25 protein-coding genes and 1 pseudogene are annotated in these 23968 nt (G+C 66.2%); 13 read left to right on the top strand and 13 right to left on the bottom strand.

Annotated elements, in window-relative coordinates:
* Window positions 1-56: 56 nt before the first annotated feature.
* The 4 genes from BMX07_RS04590 to BMX07_RS23535 form a co-directional block, all read right to left on the bottom strand.
* A complete protein-coding gene (locus BMX07_RS04590; RefSeq protein WP_090614322.1) occupies window positions 57-608 on the bottom strand; it encodes a sugar O-acetyltransferase in 552 nt (183 codons plus the stop codon).
* A gap of 193 nt (window positions 609-801) precedes the next feature.
* Window positions 802-1068 carry a winged helix-turn-helix domain-containing protein gene (locus BMX07_RS04585; RefSeq protein WP_090614319.1) on the bottom strand — a complete coding sequence of 89 codons (267 nt, stop codon included), beginning with the start codon at window positions 1066-1068 and terminating at the stop codon, window positions 802-804.
* A gap of 137 nt (window positions 1069-1205) precedes the next feature.
* Window positions 1206-1538: a MarR family transcriptional regulator gene (locus BMX07_RS04580; protein WP_342708153.1), complete on the bottom strand. Its 333-nt coding sequence runs from the start codon at window positions 1536-1538 to the stop codon at window positions 1206-1208.
* A 259-nt stretch (window positions 1539-1797) separates the two neighbouring features.
* On the bottom strand, window positions 1798-1935 hold the full coding sequence (locus BMX07_RS23535; RefSeq protein ID WP_245742042.1) for an antitoxin VapB family protein: 138 nt from the start codon (window positions 1933-1935) through the stop codon (window positions 1798-1800).
* Window positions 1936-2138: 203 nt separating this feature from the next.
* Between BMX07_RS23535 and BMX07_RS04575 the strand changes: the two genes are divergently transcribed.
* Together BMX07_RS04575 and BMX07_RS24180 are read left to right on the top strand one after the other, a co-directional pair.
* Entirely contained in the window at window positions 2139-2588 is a 450-nt protein-coding gene (locus BMX07_RS04575; protein ID WP_090614313.1) for a hypothetical protein, read from the top strand.
* Complete coding sequence (locus BMX07_RS24180) at window positions 2585-2725, top strand: hypothetical protein (protein ID WP_175480035.1); 141 nt, start codon at window positions 2585-2587, stop codon at window positions 2723-2725. The genes BMX07_RS04575 and BMX07_RS24180 overlap by 4 nt, the downstream gene beginning before the upstream one ends.
* A 57-nt stretch (window positions 2726-2782) precedes the next feature.
* Here BMX07_RS24180 and BMX07_RS04570 read toward each other — a convergent pair whose 3' ends face one another.
* Together BMX07_RS04570 and BMX07_RS04565 are read right to left on the bottom strand one after the other, a co-directional pair.
* Complete coding sequence (locus BMX07_RS04570; RefSeq protein WP_090614310.1) at window positions 2783-3250, bottom strand: response regulator; 468 nt, start codon at window positions 3248-3250, stop codon at window positions 2783-2785.
* A 206-nt stretch (window positions 3251-3456) separates the two neighbouring features.
* A complete protein-coding gene (locus tag BMX07_RS04565; protein WP_090614307.1) occupies window positions 3457-3723 on the bottom strand; it encodes a HalOD1 output domain-containing protein in 267 nt (88 codons plus the stop codon).
* A gap of 229 nt (window positions 3724-3952) precedes the next feature.
* On the opposite strand from BMX07_RS04565, the gene BMX07_RS04560 reads away from it, so the two are divergent.
* Both BMX07_RS04560 and BMX07_RS04555 read left to right on the top strand, forming a co-directional pair.
* Window positions 3953-4465, top strand: coding sequence for an Lrp/AsnC family transcriptional regulator (locus tag BMX07_RS04560; protein ID WP_090614303.1), 513 nt, complete (start codon window positions 3953-3955; stop codon window positions 4463-4465).
* A 425-nt stretch (window positions 4466-4890) separates the two neighbouring features.
* Window positions 4891-5907 carry a family 43 glycosylhydrolase gene (locus BMX07_RS04555; RefSeq protein WP_090614300.1) on the top strand — a complete coding sequence of 339 codons (1017 nt, stop codon included), beginning with the start codon at window positions 4891-4893 and terminating at the stop codon, window positions 5905-5907.
* A gap of 35 nt (window positions 5908-5942) precedes the next feature.
* On the opposite strand, the gene BMX07_RS04550 is transcribed toward BMX07_RS04555, so the two are convergent.
* The gene (locus tag BMX07_RS04550) at window positions 5943-6452 is read right to left on the bottom strand and encodes a hypothetical protein (protein WP_139210795.1); all 510 of its coding nucleotides are present in this window, start codon (window positions 6450-6452) and stop codon (window positions 5943-5945) included.
* Window positions 6453-6804: 352 nt separating this feature from the next.
* Here BMX07_RS04550 and BMX07_RS04545 point away from each other — a divergent pair, with 352 nt between their 5' ends.
* Complete coding sequence (locus tag BMX07_RS04545; protein WP_090614297.1) at window positions 6805-7971, top strand: class I SAM-dependent methyltransferase; 1167 nt, start codon at window positions 6805-6807, stop codon at window positions 7969-7971.
* Between the two features lie 28 nt (window positions 7972-7999).
* On the opposite strand, the gene BMX07_RS04540 is transcribed toward BMX07_RS04545, so the two are convergent.
* The 3 genes and pseudogenes from BMX07_RS04540 to BMX07_RS25745 form a co-directional block, all read right to left on the bottom strand.
* Entirely contained in the window at window positions 8000-9025 is a 1026-nt protein-coding gene (locus BMX07_RS04540; protein WP_090614292.1) for a M48 family metallopeptidase, read from the bottom strand.
* A gap of 128 nt (window positions 9026-9153) precedes the next feature.
* A complete protein-coding gene (locus BMX07_RS25750) occupies window positions 9154-10260 on the bottom strand; it encodes a sensor histidine kinase (RefSeq protein WP_449289577.1) in 1107 nt (368 codons plus the stop codon).
* Window positions 10258-11763: pseudogene (locus BMX07_RS25745) on the bottom strand (PAS domain-containing protein); the annotation flags it as partial. The pseudogene BMX07_RS25745 and the gene BMX07_RS25750, both read right to left, overlap by 3 nt.
* Before the next feature lie 205 nt (window positions 11764-11968).
* On the opposite strand from BMX07_RS25745, the gene BMX07_RS04530 reads away from it, so the two are divergent.
* Window positions 11969-12367 carry an SPW repeat domain-containing protein gene (locus BMX07_RS04530; RefSeq protein ID WP_090614284.1) on the top strand — a complete coding sequence of 133 codons (399 nt, stop codon included), beginning with the start codon at window positions 11969-11971 and terminating at the stop codon, window positions 12365-12367.
* Window positions 12368-12461: 94 nt separating this feature from the next.
* Here BMX07_RS04530 and BMX07_RS04525 read toward each other — a convergent pair whose 3' ends face one another.
* Window positions 12462-13451, bottom strand: a complete 990-nt coding sequence (locus BMX07_RS04525; RefSeq protein ID WP_090614888.1) for a nucleoside recognition protein — start codon at window positions 13449-13451, stop codon at window positions 12462-12464.
* Between the two features lie 118 nt (window positions 13452-13569).
* Here BMX07_RS04525 and BMX07_RS04520 point away from each other — a divergent pair, with 118 nt between their 5' ends.
* On the top strand, window positions 13570-14163 hold the full coding sequence (locus BMX07_RS04520) for an NADPH-dependent FMN reductase (protein ID WP_090614282.1): 594 nt from the start codon (window positions 13570-13572) through the stop codon (window positions 14161-14163).
* A gap of 19 nt (window positions 14164-14182) precedes the next feature.
* Here BMX07_RS04520 and BMX07_RS04515 read toward each other — a convergent pair whose 3' ends face one another.
* Window positions 14183-14827 carry a hypothetical protein gene (locus tag BMX07_RS04515; protein ID WP_090614882.1) on the bottom strand — a complete coding sequence of 215 codons (645 nt, stop codon included), beginning with the start codon at window positions 14825-14827 and terminating at the stop codon, window positions 14183-14185.
* A gap of 468 nt (window positions 14828-15295) precedes the next feature.
* On the opposite strand from BMX07_RS04515, the gene BMX07_RS04510 reads away from it, so the two are divergent.
* The 6 genes from BMX07_RS04510 (at window position 15296) to BMX07_RS04485 (ending at window position 23346) form a co-directional block, all read left to right on the top strand.
* A complete protein-coding gene (locus tag BMX07_RS04510) occupies window positions 15296-15856 on the top strand; it encodes a hypothetical protein (protein ID WP_090614279.1) in 561 nt (186 codons plus the stop codon).
* Between the two features lie 138 nt (window positions 15857-15994).
* On the top strand, window positions 15995-17047 hold the full coding sequence (locus tag BMX07_RS04505; RefSeq protein WP_090614276.1) for a DNA-methyltransferase: 1053 nt from the start codon (window positions 15995-15997) through the stop codon (window positions 17045-17047).
* Window positions 17048-17176: 129 nt separating this feature from the next.
* Window positions 17177-20335 (top strand): PAS domain S-box protein, encoded by a 3159-nt coding sequence (locus BMX07_RS04500; RefSeq protein WP_090614274.1) that lies wholly within the window; start codon window positions 17177-17179, stop codon window positions 20333-20335.
* Window positions 20336-20480: 145 nt separating this feature from the next.
* Window positions 20481-20744 carry a HalOD1 output domain-containing protein gene (locus BMX07_RS04495; protein ID WP_245742041.1) on the top strand — a complete coding sequence of 88 codons (264 nt, stop codon included), beginning with the start codon at window positions 20481-20483 and terminating at the stop codon, window positions 20742-20744.
* Window positions 20745-20903: 159 nt separating this feature from the next.
* Window positions 20904-21782 (top strand): universal stress protein, encoded by an 879-nt coding sequence (locus tag BMX07_RS04490; RefSeq protein ID WP_090614268.1) that lies wholly within the window; start codon window positions 20904-20906, stop codon window positions 21780-21782.
* A gap of 154 nt (window positions 21783-21936) precedes the next feature.
* Entirely contained in the window at window positions 21937-23346 is a 1410-nt protein-coding gene (locus BMX07_RS04485; RefSeq protein ID WP_090614265.1) for an aryl-sulfate sulfotransferase, read from the top strand.
* Between the two features lie 55 nt (window positions 23347-23401).
* Here BMX07_RS04485 and BMX07_RS04480 read toward each other — a convergent pair whose 3' ends face one another.
* Window positions 23402-23947 carry a DedA family protein gene (locus BMX07_RS04480; protein ID WP_090614262.1) on the bottom strand — a complete coding sequence of 182 codons (546 nt, stop codon included), beginning with the start codon at window positions 23945-23947 and terminating at the stop codon, window positions 23402-23404.
* Between the last annotated feature and the right edge of the window lie 21 nt (window positions 23948-23968).

The raw sequence follows: 23968 nt of genomic DNA, 5'->3' as shown, positions 1-23968 counted from the left end.
TGATAGCGTGATTTTTACTGCTGAACCGTTTTCCTCAAAGATTTCAACTGAGCCTCTCAATCCAGTTCTTTTACCACTGTTGCCGGATTCCCTTGGACGACGACCTTTTCTGGAACATCCGTGGTGACGACGGCCCCAGATGCAACGACGGAGTTATCGCCAACCGTCACGCCGGGATTGAGAATCGCTTGGCCTCCAATCCAGACGTTATCGCCGACTGTCACCGGTTTGCCGTACTCTGGCCCCTCGATTCGCTCGGTCGCATCAAGCGGATGCGTCGCTGTATAAATATGGACGCCCGGTGCGATTTGACAGTTCTGCCCGATGTCCACCCGACACACGTCCAAGATAACGCAATCAAAGTTCGCGTAGAAGTTCTCACCGACGTGGATATTGTACCCGTAGTCACAGCGAAACGGCGGTTCGATCTCGCATTCCTCGCCGCAAGAGCCGAGGAGTTCCTCTAACAGTGCTCGTCGTTCGGTTTGCTCGTTCGTGCGATTATAGCGTCTCGTGAGGTCACGTGCGCGTTCCCGTTCGGCCACGAGCTCGGGGTCGTCGGCGTCGTACAGTTCCCCGTTCAGCATCTTCTCTTTTTCACTATCCATAGGTCTCGTTGACTGGCCGTCCGGGTTATATTCTCCGCACACTCCGCAATAGTCAATGTACGCTTTGTATCTCGTACGCCGCCTTTGACAGTGATCAGTGAACTTGATTGCGACTCCGTTACCTGCTTGCCCTGTACGTACCGCAGCGGATCTGACCCGCTATTTGTGTCTTGATTCTCGCTTCCGAGTTCAGTCACTCCTCGAGCGGCTCGAGATCGTCGGCATCTAGCTCACCGTCGAGATACTGCACTCCGGACTCGTCGATCTCGTAATAGCCTCGTTCGACTCGAGTCACGAACCCATACTCGACAAGCACGGTCAGCCGCCGAGTGACTTCCTCTCGACTGCGATCGATATTCTTCGCGATCACGGCCGGCGACAGGATCATGCCCGATGAATGGAGCGCCTCGAGAATTCGCTCGTCGGTGGGCATCTGCATCCAGTCGCCGGGACGACGCATGATCGTCCAGTACGAGAACGGATCAATACGCCTGTCGATGCACTGAATGCCACTCACTATTAATTGAGTAATTTCTCAACATATAGTGAGCAATTTTATTGGGGCGGACTCAGATAGAATACTGTCAATTGAATCAGTCAGTCTCGAGGTTCGATTTGACTCACATCTAATTCGCCCGCCAAGTACGCGTCACCGTCTTCGGTGATCGCGTAGACACCGTTTCCGAGATTCGTCACGAGCCCGTGCGGACGGAGATAGTCTCTGCACCGTCGTCCGATATATTCCGCACCGAATTTGATCCGGTCGTCGCGTTCCATTTTCGAGGGCGGGTGAGGTCCTTCGTCTCTGAGAAATTCCAAGATCCGGTCGTCTGCTCTGACCATCCAGTCTGCATCCAACCTCATTACCCTGAATACCGTTCTGACCTGCCTATACCCCACGATTATTTCCCTTTTGTTTGCTATGGACATACGGAAGGGGTATTTGAGCAAACTATTAGTAGATACAAATGAATGAACATTAGGTATGGGCTGTGCAGATTCGCGTCTCACAGGTCCGATGAACAGGGCTCGGTGCTAGAATGCCGAGCCTACAATCAGCGGCAAAACTCCCTCGAAAGCCATGCACGACGACACGTCGCGGACTCGCGAAAACCCCGATCGAGTAGATCCTGATCGAGACCGAGGAATGCAGAACGACTGTGAAAGACGGTCCAGTTGCTGGCAGTCCCTATTCGTCGGGTTCTCCTTCGACCTCGTCGAGGAGTTCGCTGATTACGTCGTCGAAGCTATCGCCGGGGTCTTTCCGCAGGGTAAGCCGTTTCCAGGTATCCGTAGAAACGGTTACCGTCGTCGTCTCGTCGGTCATACCGCCACTATGAAACCCCGATTTCAAAGAATTGCGTATATCATCGTATAATTAAACTGTTATACAATGGATTTATTATTTCATGACTTCATAGATCCGTAGGGGGCGACACACGGCGCTGATCGAAGATGTCCGGAAAGGTGCGGATCGGTGGTCGTGACACCGGGTCCGCGAACCGCTCCCGAAAATCGTCCTCCGGAAGCATGCACGACGACACTTCGTGGGACCTTGAAAGCCCCGCTCGAGCAGACGCATCGTCCGCAGATCGACTCCGGGTCGATGGTGGCCTCCTCCGAGCCGACGGGGGTACTACCTGGGCCGACCTCACCGCCTTCCAGCGCGACTGTCTCGAGGCCGTCGCCCGCTGCGAGCGCGACGGCAAGCGCTGCGACGAAGCCGGCATCGGCCGCGAACTCGAGGACCGCTATCCGAACCTCGATCACGACCGCCTCTACCCCACGCTGACCGTCCTGGTCGGGCACCGCCTCCTCGAGCGACGCGAGCGAGCCGAGGAGGGGCGGGTCGAGTACGTCGCCACGTCAGGGGCCTGTGCGCTCCTACTGGATCGCGCCGAGCGCCTCGCGGAGACCTGCGGGCTCGTCGTGGTCGATCGCGCCGGCGACTCGAGCGCCCGCGAAGCCGGCGACGGATGACCGACGCCGAAACCGGGGGGCCGACGCGGTGTCCCGACTGCGGCGCGCCCATCCCCGAACGCGACCCGCTGACGGGCTGGTGGCGCTGCGACGATTGCGGGAGCGCGTTCCGCGCCGACGGGACGTGGGTGGGGTAGGCCGGCCCGATCGGTCGGCCCCGTCCGAACCCGACGCGACGACCGGGTTCGCCGGCCTCAGTCGTCGGGCTCGTCCTTGACGATCGCGAACCAGAACTCCTCGATCGAGTGGACGAACTCGACGAACTCGTCGGCCTCCACCGGCTTCCGAATGTACGCCTCCGCCTCGAGCCCGTGGGACTTCACGATGTCCGCGCCCAGCTCCGAACTCGTGAGGACGGCGACCGGGATCTCGTTCAGCGCCGGCTCGTCGTTCAGCTCCGACAGGACCTCCATCCCGGTCGTCCCGGGGAGTTGGGGCTCGAGCAGGATGAGATCCGGTGCCGGCGCGTCGTCGTAGTCGCCGCACTGGTGGACGAAATCGAGCGCCGCCTCGCCGTCCGAGACGGTGTGGATCGCGTTCACGATCTTCCCCTCCTTGAAACTCTCCTCGAAGAGCCGAACGTCGCCGTGGTTCGGCTCGACCAACAGGATGTCTATCACCTCCCCCAGATCACCGTCATTCGTCCTGTCTGACGACGCCATACTTGTGTATGCGACCGCACGAATAAAACACCACCTGTACGGTCTTCCGATCGGCAACGGCGGCCTCACGGCGTCCGCAAACGGCCGCTTCGGGAGCTTTGCCGCCATCGCAGGCCGCCATCCCCGCTCGCGTCGGCCCGATCGACGACCGCCGCCGGCGACCGGTCCGATGCCGACTGTCGCCCCGCGACGGGCGCGATCACAGCTTAGCCGTCCCCGACCGCGACCGTAACCTGATCGCCACTGGACACGCGCACCCGGTGTCCCTGATATCGGAATTTCACGATCCGTTCGCTCGCCCCGCGCCGACAGAGCGCACACAGCGCCTCCGGGTCGATGACCGTCGCCAGGGGCACCAACTCCAGCGGTGACACTCCCTCCGCGTCGGCGATCTGCTCGACGATTGCCTCGATGAGTTCGTCCGAGTCGTCCGACTCGACCGTCGAGATGGATGTGTACAGTGGATCGTCCACAGCACATTCATGCACTCGCCACTTATAAAAGACTCGCCGTGTAGTTCGATAATCTAAGTAGTATAGATTTCTATAGTGGATACTCGAACCATATCCTGCATATTGTGGTGATTTCCTGACCGGCCCGAGTTACGACGCGAGTCGAGACGTTGCGTACGAATATTCCACCGTCCGCGTTCGTCGTCGAGAATCTCGAGCCTGCACCCCGGTGGACGTGGAGTATCGACACATGAAAGGCTGCGGGACGACGAAGTCGACTGTGACGGCCTACCAGCTCGACGACGTCGACAGACAGTTGCTCGATCTCTTGCAGGAGAACGCTCGGTACAAGGCGATCGAACTCGCGGAGGAGATCGGCGTCTCCGACAACACCGTCCACAACCGGATGGATCGATTGGAGGAGGCCGGCGTCATCACCGGCTACGCGGCGAGCGTCGACCACGGCCGGACGGGGCTCGATCTCACCTTCCATTTCAGCTGTACGGCTCGGATCGGCAAACGCGCCACCGTGGCCGAGGAGGCGATGGCGTTCCCCCAGGTCGTCGAAGTGACGGAACTGATGACGGGGCAGGAGAACCTCCACATCAAGGCGGTCGGTGCCGAGCACGAGGACATCACCCACGTCGCCGAACAGCTCGACGAGCTCGCCCTCGATATCAACGACGAGAACCTCGTGCGGACCGAACGCCGGAAGTCCGTCGACTACGAGGCCGTCTCGTCGTTACTGGATCGGAAGCAGTAGGCGGTTCTGAACGGTGGTCGACCGCACGGAGCATCGCGCCCGGCGTGTTCGGCGGCGACCGCCCCTCGAGCACGAGCCCCGCCGAACGGCTGCTCCGGACGGGGTCCAGCGGGGCCTCCCCTCGGTGGTGCGTGCCCGCTGTGCCCACCACCCCGTTCCCGAATCCGGATCGGCCGGCAGGGAGTGGATACTACTGCCGGACGATTCGGTGTGCCGCCGGACTGGTACCCGCCGCTCGAGTGTCGGTCGAGCGTCACGTCGAATAATTGTTGAATATCTAATATTGACGGGGCGCTGTCGGGTGAGCGCGAGAGGAGGGGTGAGAGCGACCGACTCGCGACGATATCCACACGTAGACGCCGGCTATAATTACACGTATAAGAGAAACTTATATTACGTACGGGCCTAGTTGTTCTCACGTTACAATGCGTAACAGTGGGGTGGCAGTTGGCAGACGAGAGGTATTGCGGTGGGGGTGTTCGGGTGCGGTCGCCATCGCGGGGCCGGTCTGCATCGCCGGGGCAACGGACGGCGACGAACGCGGCGACCGCGACGGAAATCCGACGGAATCCGTCGGGTTCGGGGACGTGAGCGTCCTCCGGACCAGCGACGCCTACTACGCCTACGGGACGACGCCGGACGGTGCAGTCTCCGTCGTCAGATCGGACGAGCTAGTCGACTGGACCACCGTCGGCTCGGCCCTCGCGGCGCGGCCGGACTGGCGCGACGAGTCCGGTGCGGGAGTGCGGGCCCCGTCAGTCGCTCGGTACGACGGGACGTACCACCTGTACTACGCCTACTCGACCGGTGGGAGTCGGGCGGAGTCGGGGATCGCGCTCGCGACCGCGTCCGATCCTGCGGGGCCGTTCACGGATCGGGGACCGGTGTTCCGCGCGGCGGAGTTGGGCGTGACTGGCGCCGTCGGCGGGGAACTGGCGGTCGTCGACGACACGCCTTACATGGTGTGGGGGAGCCGGGACGGGATCTACGGCGTCGAACTGACCCCGGACGGAACGGACCCCGTCCCCGGCACGACGGTCCGCATAGCGAGCGAGCGGGCGGGGAGACCGACGATCCTCGAGGCGAACGGCTACTACTACCTGTGGTGTTCGACGGGCCCGCACGACGGAGCCGACGGCGCGTCCGGGGTGGCGATCGGCCGCTCGAAGTCCGTTCTCGGCCCGTACGAGAACCGGCGCGGGGCGGACCGCCGGGAACCCGACGCCGACCGCGCGGACGCGGCCGTCCTGCGCGACACCGACGCGTTCGGCGGCCCGGGACACGGCGCGACGATCCGGGACGACGACGGCGACTGGTGGCTGCTGTACGACGCCGTGGCCGCCGGCGAACCGGCCGAGCGCGTGCTCGCGATCGACCCGATTCGGTGGGACGACGAGGGGTGGCCGGTCGTCGGCGACGACGGGACGCCGAGCACCGAGTGATCGGTTCCTGTAACTCGTGACCCGTCCCGCGTCGCTCATCGCGACGCGCTGTAGGTCGTGCCGGCAGCGGGGATCGTACTGGCGAGACTGACGAGGACGGCGTTGACGACGACGCCCTGGACGTCGACGCCCTCGAGTTGCGTGAGCACCGTCGCCTCGTCGGTAAACGCCGCGACACACAGCGAGACGACGACCAGCGCGAAGACGAACGAGCCGACGAACGCGGCGGCCGCGCTGTAGGCGACCGCCCGATTGCGTCTCGGAATGCGGCTGGCGGCCAGAAAGCCGGTGACGCAGCCAAGCATCGGCGCTGCGATCGCGACGAGGACGCTCGTGACCAGGACCGCCGTCGGGAGCAGATCCGTGTTCAACTGCTCGATTCGCTCGGCCGCCAGGACGCCGAGTTCGGTGGCCTCGAGCGGCGACGTGCCGAACTCGCTGAGGAGGAGAATCGCCACCCCGAGTCCGAGACCGACGGTCGTGTAGAAGAGCACCGAATTGAAGACGTACCCCGATTCCACCGTACCCCTGTCGCTGGTAGACATTCGATAACGAGTCTCATCCACAATACCTAATCAGTTTCTAAAAAAATTAGATACGTCAATCGAGGAAACGATAGGGGGTGGAATCCCGCGGCCACGCCGAGGACGAACGGGGCGGGATGGCCGCTGTGGCGCGGCCCGTAGACGGTGACGCCGGGGAACGGAGTCGAGGCGGCCGTCCGGCGCACTCTCCAGCGCCGGCCGCCGAAGCTATCAACCGGGTAAAATTTTAACTGTGAGCGAGGTTACGTTTTGCCTGTCCGATGCGGAGACGAGCCGCAGTCGATCCCGGCCGCTCGCCGGCCGTCGCAGCGAATCCGTACCGCCGATCGAATCCCCACTGCAGCCCCTACCGATGACCGATCATTCCGTCAGTGATACGCCGTATCGCCGTCGCCTCGACGAACGGGTGACGACCATCGCAACCACTCCCGGCGCGACGATCGGGAGCGTGATTCGCGGCTCCCGCGGCGCGTTTCCGACGCTCGTCTACGAGCGGTTGCGGGAACGTGGCATCGCCGACCGGCTCCCGACCGGCGACCTCGAGCCGGCCGACGCACCCGACGCCGCCCGGACGCCCGAACTGCACCCGCTCGACTACGAGTGGTACTTCACCGAGGACACCGCGACCACGATCGCGAACGCGCTGGCCGAGCGTGGACCGCCGGTCCTCTGTCTCGGCGCGCCGACGGTCGCCTCTCGCCTCGCTCGGCGGGGCGTCTCCGTGACGCTCGTCGATCGGAGCGAGCAGCTCGCGGAGCGCGCGGCGACCCAGCCGGCGTCGTTGCGCTTCCTCCAGCAAGACGTCCACGAGCCGGTGGCGCTCGAGTCGGCGTACCCGGTCGCGTTCTTCGATCCACCCTGGTATCCGGAGCACACGGAAGCGTGGCTGTATCGCGCGTGCCAGCACGTCCGTCCCGGAGGGCGGCTCTCCTTCGTGTTGTTCCCGCCGCTGACCCGTCCGGGGGCGACCGAACAGCGGCGCGATCTGCTCGAGACGGCCCGGCGGGTCGGGTCGGTCTCGGTCGACGAAGACGCGGTCGCGTACCGCACGCCGGCGTTCGAACGGCGGGTACTCCGGAACAGCGAGGTCCCCGTCGTAGGGAACTGGCGCACGGCCGACCTCGTGCACGTCGACGTGAGCGACCCGGCCGCGCTGTCCGATCCGCCGGCGGTCGACGACGGACCGGACTGGGAAACCTTCGTGACGAACGGCCAGGTGGTGAAGCTCCGGCGGGAGGTCGTCGGCGAGACGACGGACGTGCTGGCACCGATCGAGAGCTGTGACGGCTACGTCCTGCCGAGCGTCAGCCGGCGGGACGCCCGCCGGCAGCACGTCGACCTCTGGACCTCTCGCAACCGCGTCGCGAGGGTCGGCGATCGGACCGCAGTCGTCGAGGCCCTCCGGTCGCTCGAGCGTGGCACGGCGGTGTCGGAGCTGTCGACCGCCGAGTTTTCCGCCGGGCTCTCCGCCGAGCGGCGAGACGCGCTCGCGACGCAGTTCGCAGCCATCCTCGAGTAGCAACCGGCGCGACCGGTTACCGCACGGGCTACCGAGCGTCGGCCACCTGTGTCGCGACCAGTCGCTCCAGCCGGTCGATGCGCTCGTCGGTATGGGGGTGGGTCCGGAACCATCCCCGCGAGCCGACCGCCCGTTCTCGGGGGAGAAGGTCCAGCGCGCTGGCCGACCTCGCCCAGGTGCGTTTGTCTTCGCTGGGCCGATCGCGTCCGTCGTCGAGCGTCTCGAGCGCGCTGGCGAGGGCGCTCGGCGAGCCGGTCAGCTCCGCGGCTCCCCTGTCGGCGGCGAACTCGCGTCCGCGCGAGAGGACGGCGATCGCGAGTTGGCAGCACAGTCGCTGTATCGCGGTGGTGGCCGCGAGCAGCGCCCACAGGGCGAAAGTCGCCAGATAGGCGAGGGGCTGGTGGAGGAGCAGCCGTCGCGGCGGCGGGCCGTCCGATCCGACGTGCTCGGCGAGCAGCATCGGGGCGAGCACGAGGCTCATGATCCGGCTATCGCCGTTGACGAGGTGGCTGAGTTCGTGTGCGATCACGGCCGCCAGTTCGGCGTCCGAGAGCCGATTCACGAGCCCCGTGGTGACGATGACGGTTCCGTTCGAGCGACCGCCCACGGCGTAGGACTCCGGCCGCCGCCGGTCGGCGACGTAGACGTCCGGTTCCGGGATGGCGGCTTGCTGGGCGAGCCGACGGGCCATCGTGGCTATCTCGGGGTGCGTTTCGGACGCCGGCGCACCCGCCTTCCCCAGCTCCGTTCGAAACGCGCGGATCTCGTCCCGGACCGGACGGACGTACAGAACCGGGAGGAGGAGACACCCGGCTCCGACGACGACGGGAACCGGATTCGTGAGCGCCCACTCGAGCAATCCGTAGGAATCGCCGGGGACCGGGAGCAGGAGCGTTTCGAGTACGTAGAGGATCACGAGCAGGGCGAGCCAGCCGAGGAATCCACCCGCGAGAACGCCCGTCGCGCCGATACCGATCGAGACGGGCGTCAGAACGGCCAGCGCGGCGAGCATTCGGAGGACGAGCGACACGCGCGTCCTGAGATCGAGCAGCATACCGAGAGACCTCCGTACGGCGTCTCCGCCCGCCCCGATAATTAGTGTACTCATTGTCATTTTCGCCCGTGCCGCGACGGCCCGCGGAGCGAGCGACCGCTCCGCGCACCGGCCGCGCGGGGAGTCGGCTACGCGCCTTCGGGGAGCCGCGGCACGGTAAACGAGAACGTCGCACCGTCGCCCACGTCGGACTCGACCCAGAGGTCGCCGCCGTGGCGCTCGACGATGCGCTGACAGAGCGCGAGCCCGATGCCCGCCCCCGCGTACTCCTCGCGGCTGTGCAACCGCTGGAACACCTCGAAGATCCGATCCTGTTCGTCGGGCGGAATGCCGATCCCGTCGTCGCGGACCGAGACGAGCCACTCGTCGCCGTCGCGCTCGGCCGACACGTGCACCGTCGGCGGTTCGTCGCCGCTGTACGTGATCGCGTTGGCCAGCAGGTTCTGGAACACCTGCCGGAGCTGGGCCGCGTCGCCCTGGACGCGCGGCAGTTCGTCGGCGGTGATCTCCGCGCTCGCGTCCGCGACCTGCAGCCGGAGGTCTTCGAGGACGTCCTCGAACACCGCCTCGAGCGACACCGGCTCGAGCGGCTCGCCCCGCGTGTCGATCCTGGAGTACTCGAGGAGGGCGTCGATCATGTTTCGCATCCGGTCGGCCCCGTCGACGGCGTACGCGAGGAACTCGCTCGCGTCGTCGTCGAGGTCGTCGCCGTACCGCCGATCGATCAGCTGGAGGTAGCTCGAGACCATCCGAAGCGGTTCCTGCAGGTCGTGGGAGGCCGCGTAGGCGAACTGCTCCAGGCGTTCGTTGGACGCCTCTAACTTCGCGACCAGTTCCTCGAGCGCGCGTTCGCGCTCCTTTCGCTCGGTGACGTGTTCGGCGATGCCGACGATCCGCGAGACGTCGCGCTCCGCGTCGCGAACCCGTCTCGCTCGGGCGTGGAGCCAGCGGATCTCGCCGTCGGGCGTGACCACGCGGAACTCCTCGTCGAACTCCTCGTCGGACAGGTCGCCGTAGGCGGCGTCGACGCGCTCGCGGTCGTCCGGGTGGATCCCGTTCGCGACCGCGAGCGGATCGTCATACAGCGCCTCGCGGTCGCGGCCGGTCAGCTCCTCGTAGGCGGGATTGACGTAGAGCAGTTCGTTCGTCTCGGGTGCGCCGATCCAGACGATGTCCTCGAGATTCTCGGCGAGCATCCGGAATCGGGCTTCGCTCTCGCGGAGGTCTCGCTCCATTCGCTTGCGCTCGGTGATGTCCTGTGCCATGACCATGCCCGCGAAGATCTCGCCGTCGTCGTTTCGTACGGGCAGGGTGTGGGCCCACACGTCGCGGTCGTGGAGCCGGTACTCGAACGTGTTCGATTCGCCCTCGAGCGCCGCCAGAAAGTACGGCTCGACCGTCGCGACGAGCTCGGGCGGGTACCGCTCGGCGAGGGTGGACCCGACCACCGCCTCTTCGGGGAGGTCGAGGTCGTCGAAGACCTCGCCGCCGGCGATGATGTACTCGAGGTCCTCGTCGTACAACCCGACCGCACCGTCCGGGAAGTGGTCGATCAGCGTCCGGTACCGCTGCTCCGATTCCTCGAGTTTGCGCCGCTGTCGCTTGCGCTCGGTGATGTCCCGAACCACGCCGATCTGTTTCGTCTCCCCGTCGTCGGTCCGGAGCGTCGCGAAGGTCCCTTCCGCGGGGACCGTCTCCCCGTCCGCTCGCCGGATCGTCGCCTCCATGGTCGGGTTCGTCTCGTCGCCGTCGGCCATCGCCGCCCGTTGCGCTTCGGCCCGTTCGAGCGTCGCTTCGTCGACGACGAGCGAGGCGTGTTCGCCGACGAGATCCTCGCGGGCGTAGCCAGTCAGCTGGGCGTACGCGTCGTTGACCATCGTAAACCGGCCCGCCTCGTCTTTGACGTAGATACCGTCGTTGATCGCCTCGACGATCGTCTCGTACTTGGCGAGGTCGCGCTCGCGGTCCTTGCGCTCGGTGACCTCCTGCGCGACGGTCGTCCCGCCAACGATGTCGCCGCGGTCGTCGGCGAGGGGAACCACCTGCACCGACCACACGCGACCGTCGAACTCGAGTTCGATCGATCGCTCTTCCCCCTCGAGCGCCGCCCGAAACGCGGGTTCGAGCGCGTCGGCCATTTTCTCGGGTACGACATCCCGGACGTACCGACCCTCGACGTCCGCCGGATCGGCGGGGAGGTCCGCGAATCCCTGCCCGGCGGCCAGCGTGTACTCGAGGTCGCGATCGAACAGGGTGACGATACCGTTGGGGAAGGACTCGGCGAGCGCCCGGTAGCGCCCTTCCGATTCAGCGAGTTTCCGTTCGTGCTCGGTTCGGTCGACGATGTCCCGAACGAGACCGATGATACCGCGCTGCTCGCCGTCGACGACGAGCGGCCGGAGTCGCAACTCACACGCGAATTGGTCGCCGGCCGTCGTCCGGGCGGTCGTCTCGAGGGTCGTGACGCCGTCGGTGTCGCGACAGTCGCGGAGAACGTTGCTCACGCGGTCGCGGTCCTCGTCGAGGTGTCTCGAAACGTGCTCGTCGAGGAGGTCCGCACGAGCGGCGTCCAGCCGATCGAGCAACGCGTCGTCGATCGCGACGAACCGGCCGGCGGTATCGAGCTGAAAGAGCCCGTCGTCGAGGAGTTCCGTGAGCGTCCGGTACCGCTGGAGCGTCGCCGTTTCGTCACCGCCCTCGAGTACGGGCCCGCCGGTACCGATGCCCCGTTCTGTCATAGTATTAGGAATGTATTCTGTATCGGATAAACTTCCCGACGCTCGCGACGACGGCTCGGTTCGACGGGCGGTCGAGAGTACGACCACGACGCCGTTCGACTCGGTTCCGGTAAGTGCCGGGTCACCGCCCGCTGGCCCTCGAATATTAATCAAATTTGAAACACTTCGACGCTATCAAATACGTGGCGATCGCTAGTCACACTGTATGAGCCAGACACGGTCCGCGGACGGTGCGTCAGTGTTGGTCGAACGAACGGCCGGACTGACGGCGGTACTCGGTGCATTCGTCATGGCGTCGACGGTCGTCTTCACGATCACGGGGACGCTGGGGATTCACAACGTCCTCGTGGGTGCCGTCATCGCCGTCCTCGGAGCCGTCCACGCGCTCCGAACGAGCACGACCCGCAGACCCACGCTCGCCCTCGCGGTGATCCTCGCCGTGCTCGGCATCTGGGTCGCGATCGCACCGATCGTGCTATTTGACCCCCAGCGCCAGCTGGTGCTCGGAATCAACGGCGTCTCCGGTGCGCTCATCGTGATCCTCTCGCTGGCCGGCGTCTACGGGAGCTTCCAGACGTCGGACACCGCGGCAGCGAGCGCGTAACGACGGCCGCTTCCTGCTGGCGTCGGTTCACGGTCACTGCTCAGCGGCGGCGGTGGCTCGAGCGACATCGCCGATCGCCCCCGTCGCGGAGCCCCTAGACGAGGACGAAGACGCCGATCGTGACGAGGATGAACGCGGCCTTCAGACAGACGTTGACGACGATCACTTTCGTTCCGAACGCTGCGCCCCAGATCCCGAACTGGAAGGGGATCGAGCGCTTGACGGTCCCGATCGTCAGCGAGACGAGGCTCCCGACGAGCAGCGCGATCACCGCCTCGTCCGGCGTCAACACGTCGCCGATCATGGGTGCGACGGTGATCGCGCCGGTCGTCGGATCGACCAGCGAGACGAGGATCACCGGCACCGCGGCCCCCGGCAGGCCCACTAGCCCGGCGATCGGCGCGAGCACTGCACCCGGATCGTCGATCCCCGCCGACGCGAACGCGGCGAGAATCCGCTCCGAGTACTCGAGTGCGACGAAGACGAGCGAGTAGACGACCGCGAGCCGGGGGACGATCGAGCGCAGGCGCTCGAGGGTATCCTCCCCGGCCGTTCGGAGCTTCTCCCGGTTCGTTCGCGGTTCCTCGCCGGGTGCGTCGGGCTCGAGCGCGGTACTGTCGTACTCGTAGCCCCGGAGGAGGACGGCGCCGGCGAGCAGGCCGACGAGGGTGATCGCGAGCGAGATGCCGGCGCGTGCACCGACGTACATGAGGCCGACGCGGAGCCCCAGGATCGGCACGAGGACGGGCCCGTAGTAGGTGAAGATGTGCTGGACGAACCCGAAGAACGTGTTGACGACGACGGCGATCAGGGTCGCCCGGTCGTCGAGGAGCGCCTCCTCGCGAAACTCCGCGAGCATGCCGTACCCCGCCGTCACCGAGACCGCGTTCGTCAGGACGGCCGTCCCGACTGCCGGCGGCAAGTTCGCCGGCTCCGTGAGATAGCGGCCCGCGCGGGCGACGACGGCGACGAGGCCGTACGCCACGGCGAGATTCGCCAGCCCGACGCCCGCGCCGATCAGCAGGCTGATTGTCAGCACGCGCGGGAGCGCCTCTTCGAGCAACACGGAGAGGAGTGACTGCACGGCGAACCGTTCGAATGCCGACGAGAAATGGATATCGGATCTCGAGCCGACCTCGGCTTCCCGGGAGCGGCCGATCGTTCCGGGAGGACTTTTCCCGGTCCCCGCCGTTCGGACGGGCATGAGCGACAGCGACGTTCGCGTGGCTGCACTCTGTGGCAGCCTCCGCGACGAGAGCCACACTCGGACCGCACTCGAGCACGTCCTCTCGACCGCCGAGCAGGCCGGCGCGACCACCGAACTGCTCGATCTCCGGGAGTACGAGTTGCCGATTTTCGACGCGGACCGCGACCGCAGCGCGGCGGGCGACGCCGAGCAATTGGCCGCGCGCGTTCGGGCGGCCGACACGATCGTCCTCGGCTCGCCGATGTACCACGGCTCGTACGCCTCGCCGCTGAAGACCGCGCTCGACTACTGCGGGTTCGACGAGTTCGCGGACAAAACCGTCGGCCTCCTCGCGGTCTCGGGCGGGGCCTTCCCCGTGACGGCTCTCGAGCACATGCGATCGGTCTGTCGGGCGTTGAACGCGTGGGTCATTCCCCACGAGGCGGCGGTCCCGAACGCGAGCGCGGCCGTCGAGGACGGCGAGTTCGTCGATCCGAAACTCGAGAAGCGGGTCCGAACGCTGGGTCGACGGGCGGTCCAGTACGCGTCGATCGAGCCTGATCCGGACTCCTTCGAGAGCGACCAGAACGTGGGCGCACAGGGGAAGTGATCGACTGGTCGGCCAGACGTCAGTGATCGAGGAGCCGCTGGAACCGTCGCTGGTGGGCGAGGAAGGAGAGCAGACCGAAGACGACGATGGCGACCTGCAGGGCCTCGATCCGGAGGGCGACCGTCGTGAAACCGAGCGAGAGCGGCGGCGACGAGATCCCCCAGTCGGTAAACCAGACGGCGGCGAGCAACGTCGACGCCCCCGCGGCCAGCAACACCGCCGGGAGCACCGGCGTGACCGTGACTCGGTAGCAGGCGTGTCGTTTGAACGCGCGCTGTTCGAGGACGAACTGGCCGGCGAAGACGGCGGCGAGGACGGCGGTGGCGACGGCGACGCCGAGCGCGTCGCCGATCCGTTCGGCCACGAACAGCCAGACGACCCAGCCGGCGGTGAGCGCGAGCGCCGCGACGAGCCGGCGCGGCTGCAGGAGGTCGCCGAGTTCGCTGACGGTCGCACCGAAGACACCCGCCCTGAGCAGCGAGCCACAGAAGAGGATGCCGAGCCCCGCGAGCGCGGTCGAGGAGGTCCGTGAGCCGATGACGAGCGCGAACCAGAGTCCGACTGCGACCGTTTCGACGGCCGCGGCCGATACCGAAGCCGTGATGCCCACCATGCGACGCCGCGCCCGTCGGCCGAGCACCTCCGGCTGGCGAATGACGCTCATATTCCGACCCCTTTCGGCGGCGACCCTTTCGTTATGGAAGGCATTCTCCCGCATGGACCGCGCTCGGCGCGCCCAGATGGATTTATACTCCCGTAACAGTCCGTTTATCCGTCCCGATCGGACCGTCGGTCGCTGGGGCGGCCGATCGCTCCGAGAGCGACCGTCGTTTTCGCCCGCGGCGGCGGCGGTGCCGGAGTGGATCGCCCGCGCGACGGTGTTCGATCCGGATTCGACCGGAAACACGACACCGCGCCACCGCCCGGTTTCGACCGCGTCTCGTCGACGCCGACTCGAGTCGCAGGCAGCCGAGACGCGCCGCGTCGGCCCGATACCCATCGCTCACGTCCCCGTAATAGCTCGTTGTGTCGGCAGATTACATCATTAACTTGAACATAACGCGTTCCGAGAGGGACGCGGCTGTGGGAACGGTGAATAGAACTATGTACGGCGGTGTGGTCGGAGCGGATTATGCCCGAGATGGAACAACAAGACAAAACGCTGTCCGAGCTCATCGTCAAAGAAGCGGTCAACAGGGGGATGGAGTCGCCGATGCGCGACTCGATTCTCGAGGCCGTCGAGGAGGCGGACGGGTCGCGATCCGGCAGTCGGCTTCCGCTCGCGGGAGCGCTGTTCGGCCTCGGCACGGCCGTCGGCTTCCTGGTGGGCAGACAGTCGCCCGAACTCGAGGAGTCGCCGATCGAGGAACTGGAGGAGCCGGAGATCATCGAGGACGTGATGGAGTCGGCCGACGAGATGAGCGAGACGACAGCGGAGACGGGCGAGTCGGCGACGTCCGGGGGCGAGAGCGGGTCCGGGTCCCGACTGCCGCGGCTCCTGCTCGTGATCGGTGCGGTCGCGGGGGCGGTGGCCCTCCGTCGACGGCTCTCGGCGGGGGAGGAAGAGGAGTGGGAACCGATCGAGGAGTTCGAACCCGCGACGGGCGGCGAGACGGAAGCGGAGGAGAGCGAGATGGACGAAGACGCCGAGGACGCCGAAGCCGGCGCGGCCGACGACGAAGTCGAGGAGTAAGGAGCTCCGCGAGCGGTTTCGGCGCACGACCGACCCGATTCTCCGTGTTTGCCGCGCCGGACTCGAGTCGACGCCGGACGCCTCGCGTCGTCGGCCTGACGAAGGAGCTAAGGGAGCGACGCCGACAGTGTGAACCCAATGAAGACGACCCACCGCGTGTTCGTCGGTGACTCTCGCGACCTCGCGGACGTGGCCGACGAGTCCGTCGAACTCGTTGTCACGTCCCCGCCGTATCCGATGATCGAGATGTGGGACGACCTCTTCACCGAGCTCGATCCCGCGATCGGCGAGGCGCTGGCCGCCGGGGACGGCCGCGACGCGTTCGACGCGATGCACGCCCGGCTCGACGCCGTCTGGGACGAACTCGAGCGCGTCCTGGTCGACGGCGGGATCGCCTGTATCAACGTGGGTGACGCGACCCGATCGGTCGACGGCAGCTTTCGGGTCTACTCGAATCACGCCCGCGTGCTCGAGGCGTTCGAGGAGCGAGGGTTCGACCCCCTCCCGGACGTGCTCTGGCGGAAGCCGGCCAACAGCGCGGCCAAGTTCATGGGCAGCGGGATGATCCCGCCCAACGCCTACGTCACGCTGGAACACGAGTACATCCTGGTGTTTCGCAAGGGAGCGGAGAGCCGCTCGTTCGAGCCGCGGGCCGACCGGCGATACGAGGCCGCCTACTTCTGGGAGGAGCGCAATCGCTGGTTCACCGACGTCTGGACCGACGTCACGGGCGCGCTCCAGTCGATCGAGACGGTCGACGACGAACTCCGGGAACGGTCCGCGGCCTACCCACTCGAGATCCCCTATCGACTGATCTGCATGTACTCGGCGTACGGCGACACCGTCCTCGATCCGTTCTGGGGGACCGGAACGACCACGCTCGCGGCGATGTGTGCCGGCCGGAGCTCGGTCGGCTCCGAACTCGAGGACGCCTTCCTCGAGGTGTTCGACGAGGGCGTCGACGAGGTGCCGGCGCTGTCGCGGTCGATCGGCCGGGCGCGCCTCGAACGCCATCGGGAGTTCGTCGAGCGCCGCCGCGAGGAGGGGTCGGGATTCGAGTACGAGGCGGACTACTACGAGACGCCGGTCGTCACCGCGATGGAACGCGGGATCCAGCTGCGCGAAGTACGCACCGTCGACGAGATCGACGACGGCTACCGCGTCGAGCACGCGCCGCTCACGCTCGAATGAGCCGCGACGATACCCCTCGCCGGAGCGACCGAACCCCGAACGGACGGCCACGTGCGCGGCTATCAGTGGCGACTCGAGCGTCGCTCGATGCGACGCGACTTTTTTATCCGCTCCGACCGACCCTGTAGTATGGTTCGCGGCCTCGAGGAGACCGAAACGACCCCGGTACGCGCCCTCGCCGTCGGGACGTCCGACTGGATTCGGACGGCGACGGCGGGGCTCGCGGACGAGTCGGTGACCGTCGCAGGAGCCGTCCCGGACGCGGCGGCGCTCACGGACGACCGACTCGATGCGGCCGACTGCGTCCTGACCGACGACCGGGACGCGCTCGCCGCGGTCGACGGGGCGTGTCCGGTCGTGTACGCGATCGATCCAGGAGCGAACGAACCGATCGATCGAATCGGCGGCGACGACACCGACGTGGTCGCCAAGACGACGATTCAGGAGCCGCCGCTGCTGGCCCACCGGCTTCGGCGGGCGGTTCGGTTCACCGCGATGGAACGAGCGGCGGACCGGCAGACGGCGTGGTATCAGACGTTGCTCGATCAGTCGTCCGACCTCCTGATCGTGCTGGACCGATCGGGGGAGGTCACCTACGCGAGCCCGGCGGTCGAACGGGTCGGCGGATTCGAGGCGGACGAGATGCGCGGAAGCCACATGCTCGACTACGTTCACCCCGACGACGCCCGAGCGGTGCGAGACGAGTTCGACGCCGTTCGGGAGGACGAACAGGGAGCGACGCGGACCGTCGAGTACACGTGCCAACACGCGGACGGCTCCTGGTACGTCCACGAGGCCGTTCTCATGAATCGGCTCGGGGACGGCCTCATCGACGGCGTCGTCGCCTCGATCCGGGACATCACGGAGTATCACCGCATCGAGCAGGAGCTATCCGAGTCGTTCAAACGAGTCACCGACTCGTTCTACGCCCTCGACGCGGAGTGGCGCTTTACGTACATCAACGACCGAGCGCTCGACATGCTCGGGTTCGAACGATCGGACCTGCTCGGAAAGCAGATCCTCGACGTCTTCCCGGAGATGGAGGGAACGGAACTCCAGTCGGTCGCCATCGAGGCGATGGACCAGCAGGAACCCCAGACGGTCGAAACGTACTACGATCCCTACGACGTGTGGGTGGAAGCGCGGATCTACCCCTCTCCCTCCGGCATCTCCGTCTACTGGCGGGACGTGTCCGAACGCGTCGAGCGTGAGCGGAATCTGACCGAGCGGACGGAGCGATTACAGACGCTCGTCGAGAACGTGCCGGTCGTCCTGTTCGTCCTCGACGACGACGGGACCTTCACGCTCTCGGACGGACGGGGCCTCGCGAACCTCGGATTGGACTCCGAGGAGGTCGTCGGTCGGTCGTTTTTCGATCTCCTCGAGGACTACCCCGAGGTCTGTACTGATGCGAGGACGGCGCTCGACGGCGACGAAGTCAACTCGCGCAGACAGCTCGGCGATCGCATCTTCGAAACGTGGTATCGGCCGATCGTGGACGACGACGGAACCGTCGACCGCGTGATCGGGGTCGCGAACGACATCACCGAACGGGTGCAGTATCAGGAGGCGCTGAACGCGCTCCACGAGGCGACCAGTCACCTGCTGACGGTCGAGTCGAAGGCGGCCGCGTGCGAGTACATCGTCGACGTCGCGACGCACGTGCTCGAAATCGACGGCGTCGTCTACCGGTTCGACGACCAGGAGAACGTCCTCGAGCCCGCGGCGTGGTCGGACGCCCTCGAGTCGACGTTCGGGTCGCCGCCGCGGTTCCGGCCCGACGACGGCATCACCTGGGAGACGTTCGTCACCGGCGAGCCCGCCGTCCACGACGACGTCAGGGACGCGGCCAGCGTCTACGACGAGTCGACCGCCGCCCGGAGCGGGCTCTACGTTCCGCTCGGCGAGCACGGCGTGCTCGTCGCCCTGTCGACGACCCCCGGTGAGTACGACGACGACACCGTCGAACTCGCACAGCTGTTCGCGACGGCGGCCGAAGCCGCGCTCGACCGGATCGGTCGGACGCGGCGACTCCACGACCGCGAGCGGGAACTCAAGCGCCAGAATCGCCACCTCGAGCGTCTCAACGAGGCCAACGAGATGCGACAGGATATCGAACAGCTGCTCCTGCTGGCCGATACCCGAGAGGAGATCGAACGCGGCGTTCCCGAGCGGCTGGCCGACCTCGAGGCGTGTTCGATGGCCTGGATCGGCGAGCCCGACCCGAGCGGGAACACGCTCCAGTCGCGATCACGGCACGGGCTCGACCGCGGGTATCTCGATGCGGTGACGGTGACGACGGTCGACAAGTCGGCCGCCGAACCCGCGGGCCGGGCCGCTCGCACGGAGGAGGCGATCTACGTCGAGAACGTCGCGGAGTCGGTCCACGACGGGGCGTGGCGGGGCGAGGCGCTGTCGCGGAACTTCCAGTCAGCGTACGCGGTCCCGCTCGTCTACGACGGGTTCCTCTACGGGGTCCTCTCGATGTACGGCGAACAGCGGGACGCGTTCGACCAGTGGCTCCGAGCGACGCTTTCGGAACTCGGGGAGACGATTGCGTACGCGATCGACGCCGTCAAACGGAAGAACGCGTTGCTGGGCGACAACCGAACCGAAGTCGAACTCGAGGTCGCCGCGGACGCGACGCTGTGCCGGCTGGCCGATTCCCTCGGCGAATCCGTCACCTACGAGGGTGCGACCACGCGCGCCGACGGCTCGCAGATCGTCTTCGTCGCCGTCGACGGACTGATCGAGGAACCGACGGCGACCATCGACCGGATCGCACTCGACGGGATACGCGGCGTTTCGACGATCACCGAACACGAAGGCGAGACGTTACTCCAGATCGAGCTGACCGATCCCTTCCTCGGATCGATCGTCGATACCCACGGTGCACGACTGCGGGAGTTCGCGGCCGACGGGTCTGGCGGTCGTGCGATCATCGACGTCCCGGACGCAGTCGAGATCCGCGAAGTGTTAGCGAGCATCAATCGGGACGGCCCGTCGGTATCGATGGTGGCCCGACGCGAACAGAGCACGAACGACCTGTCGACGCTGGGCGGTCCCGCACGCAACGCGATGCTCGAGACGTTTACCGATCGACAGCGCGAGGTCGTTCAGACGGCCTACCACGGCGGGTTCTTCGAGTGGCCGCGGCGGGCGAACGGCGAGGAGATCGCCGCGTCGCTCGACATCTCCTCGCCCGCGTTTCACAAACACGTCCGCTCCGCCGAGCGAAAGCTCTTCGCGGCGCTGTTCGAGGGGTCCGCCGCCGTCGACGTTAACTGATTAACCACGATGCGAAACGACCATTACGTGGTTAACGATCAGGTTCTTTGCAACGACCCGTGAACAGTCGGATGACTTCCCACATAACGTACTGGGGGTACGTAAACCAATGACAGAGATGAGTTCACGATCGCCATCTGCCACGATGGGGGATCAGTATTCCGTACAATACGATAGACTCGACGACGAACCGCTCAGCGTTGCCGTGGCGGACGCCGTCGCAACGTTCCGGGACGAGGACGTAACTGCACTCGAGCCGCTTCACTACTCGATCAACGCCGAGGCGCTCGAGCGACTGTTCGAACCGCGTGCGGACGGGCTCCGCACCGGCGGTTCGGTCACGTTCGAGTACTGCGATTGTTTGGTAACGGTCACCGCTGACGGCGAGATTCACGTCGAATCGGCCTAATCGGCCTCGCGGTCGGCTCGCGCGACGGGGTCGCGATCGCGTTTTCCGTTCCTCGCTCTCCGCTCTCCGTTTTCGACCGGGCCCGCGAGCGACTAGCCGCGGGGTTGCTTCCGCCCGGCGTCCCACAAACGTAAGCGGATTCGGGCCGAACCGGCACCCGTGATCAGTCGAATACTCGTTCCGACGGACGGGAGCGACCCCGCCAGGGCGGCTCTCGAGCACGCGTTAGACGTCGCCACCAACTACGGGGCGACGGTGCAGTTGCTCTACGTCGCCGATACGAAGACCCCGAGTCTGACGCGACTCGGCGGCGACGTCGTCGACGTCCTCGAGCGGGAGGGCGACGAGATCATCGCGGACGCCGCCGCGCTGGCCGAGGACCGCGGCGTCGACGTCGCGACCGAGGTCGTTCAGGGCGACCCGCGAACTGTGATCACCGACGCCGCGACCGGCGAACGGTTCGACCTCGTGGTGATGGGTGCCCACGGTCGGCGGGGGATCGGCGAGTACGTCCTCGGCAGCACGACGGACTGCGTCGTGAACCGAAGCGAGGTCCCCGTGCTGACCGTTCGGTCGGCGGCGGACGCGACGCAGCGCTATCCGTACACCGACATCCTCGTCCCGACGGACGGAAGCGACCACGCGACGGTGGCGCTGGACGCGGCCGCGTCGATCGCCGCGCGACACGGCGCGACGCTACACCTGCTGTCGGTCGTGGACGAACTGCCGGAGGTGATCGACGCGGCGTCGACCGATCTCTCCGAGCAGCTCGAGGAGAACGTTCAGGAGGTCCTCGACGAGGCGGAGGCGACCGCCAGGCGAGCGGGGGTCGACGACGTGACGACGACCATCGCGACTGGCTCGGTCTCCCGGGAGATCACGTCCTACGCCGACGCGGAGGGGATCGACCTCGTCGTGATGGGGACCCACGGTCACTCCGATCTCGACCGCCACCTGCTGGGGAGCTTCACCGAGCGCGTGATCCGGACGTCGCCGGTTCCGGTCCTCACCACGAGACGGGCGGACGAGCAGGACTGACTTTCGGCGCGGACCGACGCGAACACCTGCCCGGAACCGTTCGTCCACGGAGCCGAGACTCGAAGGAGTTAGTAAAGGTACTAGTATCTCGACTCGTGAAGTGGCAAACGATGGTTCCCCAGCCGGTGCTCCAGTCCCCGATGGTGATCGAACCGTGACCGAGACCTCGCTCCCGTCGCTCGCTCGCGTCAGATCGGCGCTGACTCGAAATCGACTCCGGGTCGCGTTCGTCGTCCTCATCCTCGTCTCGGCCGCGGCCGTCGTCAGCGCGTCCTCGGGCGGGATTTCGACGGCGTCGGAATCCGACGTCCCGACCGCCCCGGCGACGGAGAACCACACGGTCGTGACCGAGTCGGGACGGGCGGGGACGATCACCGCCTACGCGCCCGACGGCGACGTGCTATACTACAACAACTCGCGGACGAAGTACTTCGACGTCGACCCCGTCGAGGGCGACCCGCTGACCGTCGAGTACACCGCGACGGACACGATCCACTCCGAAGGGCCGACCTGTTCCGACCCGCCCTGCGCGCGGAACGTCATCGAGCGCGCCGACCTCGAGACCGGCGAGGTCGAGGTACTCTACGAGCGGTACGACTACAAGGAGACCGCCGGCGAGTGGCACGACGCGGATCGCATCAACGAGACCCACGTCGTCGTCGCCGACATCGTCGCGGACCAGGTGTTCATCGTGAACACCGAGACCGAGGTCGTCGACTGGCTCTGGGACGCCCAGAGCGAATTTTCGCTCGAGAGCGGTCACGCCTACCCCAACGACTGGGCCCACATCAACGACGTCGAGTACATCGAGGGGGGCGGGCTGGGGGGTCGCGTGGTGGTCAGCCTCCGGAACCAGGATCAGGTCGTCTTCCTCGACCAAGAGGAGGGCCTGCTCGAGGAGTGGACGCTCGGTAGCGAGAACGACTACGACGTCCAGTACGAACAGCACAACCCCGATTACATCCCGGAGAGTCAGGGCGGTCCGGCCGTCGTCGTCGCCGACTCCGAGAACGGCCGCGTCCAGGAGTTCCAGCGCGAGGACGGCGAGTGGAACCGCTCCTGGGAGTGGGAGGATGATCAGATCCAGTGGCCGCGGGACGTCGATCGACTCCCCAACGGCAACACGCTGATCACCGACACGCACGGCAATCGCGTCATTGAGGTCAACGCCTCCGGCGACATCGTCTGGGAAGTCGGCTCGACGCTCCCCTACGAGGCCGAACGCCTCGAGACCGGTGCCGAAAGCGACGGCGGACAAAGCGCCGCCGCACTCGGCCTCGAGTCGCGGACGGCGGCCGAGAGCGGCGGTGGCGGTGGCGGTGACGGTGGCGGGTTCGGGTTCGACCCGCTCGGCTACCTCGGCGATCTCATCGAAAACATCCTCCCACACCGGATCTACAACGCGCTCCTCTTCGCGACGCCGGTCTGGATGGGCCAGTCCGAGTTCGCCGCCATCGGCGTGGCGCTGCTGACGGGGCTGACGTGGGCCGCGCTCGAGATCAGGTGGAAGCTCCGCGACGTCGGCGTCCGGTTCCGACTGCCGGTCTATCGGAGCGGCGACTGAGAGCGGCTCGCGATCCGGCGGTCGGCGGTCGCACGACACGCCACGATTGGTTCTCTCAGACCAGCAGGTGACCGCCGACCAGCGCCAGCAAGTGACCGCCCAGCAGGTAGACCACCGCGAGTATCGACTGGAACGAGAGCGAGCCCGCGGCCGACAGGACGAGGAACGATCGCCCCTCCATCTCGGACAGGCCGGCGGGCACCGTGAGCAGCCCGCGAACGAACAACAGCGTGTTGCTCATGGCCACGGCGACGCCCCCCCAGCGGTCGAACCAGCCGTCGAACCGCTCGAGTCGCGACTCGGTGATCGGGAACCACCGCTTTCGGAGCACGTACTCCCGGCCGGCCCGACGGACCAGATAGAACAGACAGAGCTGTCCGATCGTCGTTCCGACGACGGCGATGCCGACGATCGCGACCGTCTCGGGGATCGACGAACCGATCAGCGCCAGCGCGGCCGGCACGACGAGTTCACTCGGCATGAACCGCAGCAACATCGCTCCTTCGAGGATGCAGATTCCGAACAACACCGCGAACGCGAGCTCCGACGTGAACATCGACTCGAGCCAGGATGGCGTCTCCTCGAACTGCAGCGGGAGCATTAACGGGGGATAGACCGTCCG

Source organism: Natrinema salaciae (genome assembly GCF_900110865.1).
In the GTDB taxonomy this organism is placed as follows: domain Archaea; phylum Halobacteriota; class Halobacteria; order Halobacteriales; family Natrialbaceae; genus Natrinema; species Natrinema salaciae.
This window is presented reverse-complemented; position numbering and strand designations above follow the sequence as displayed.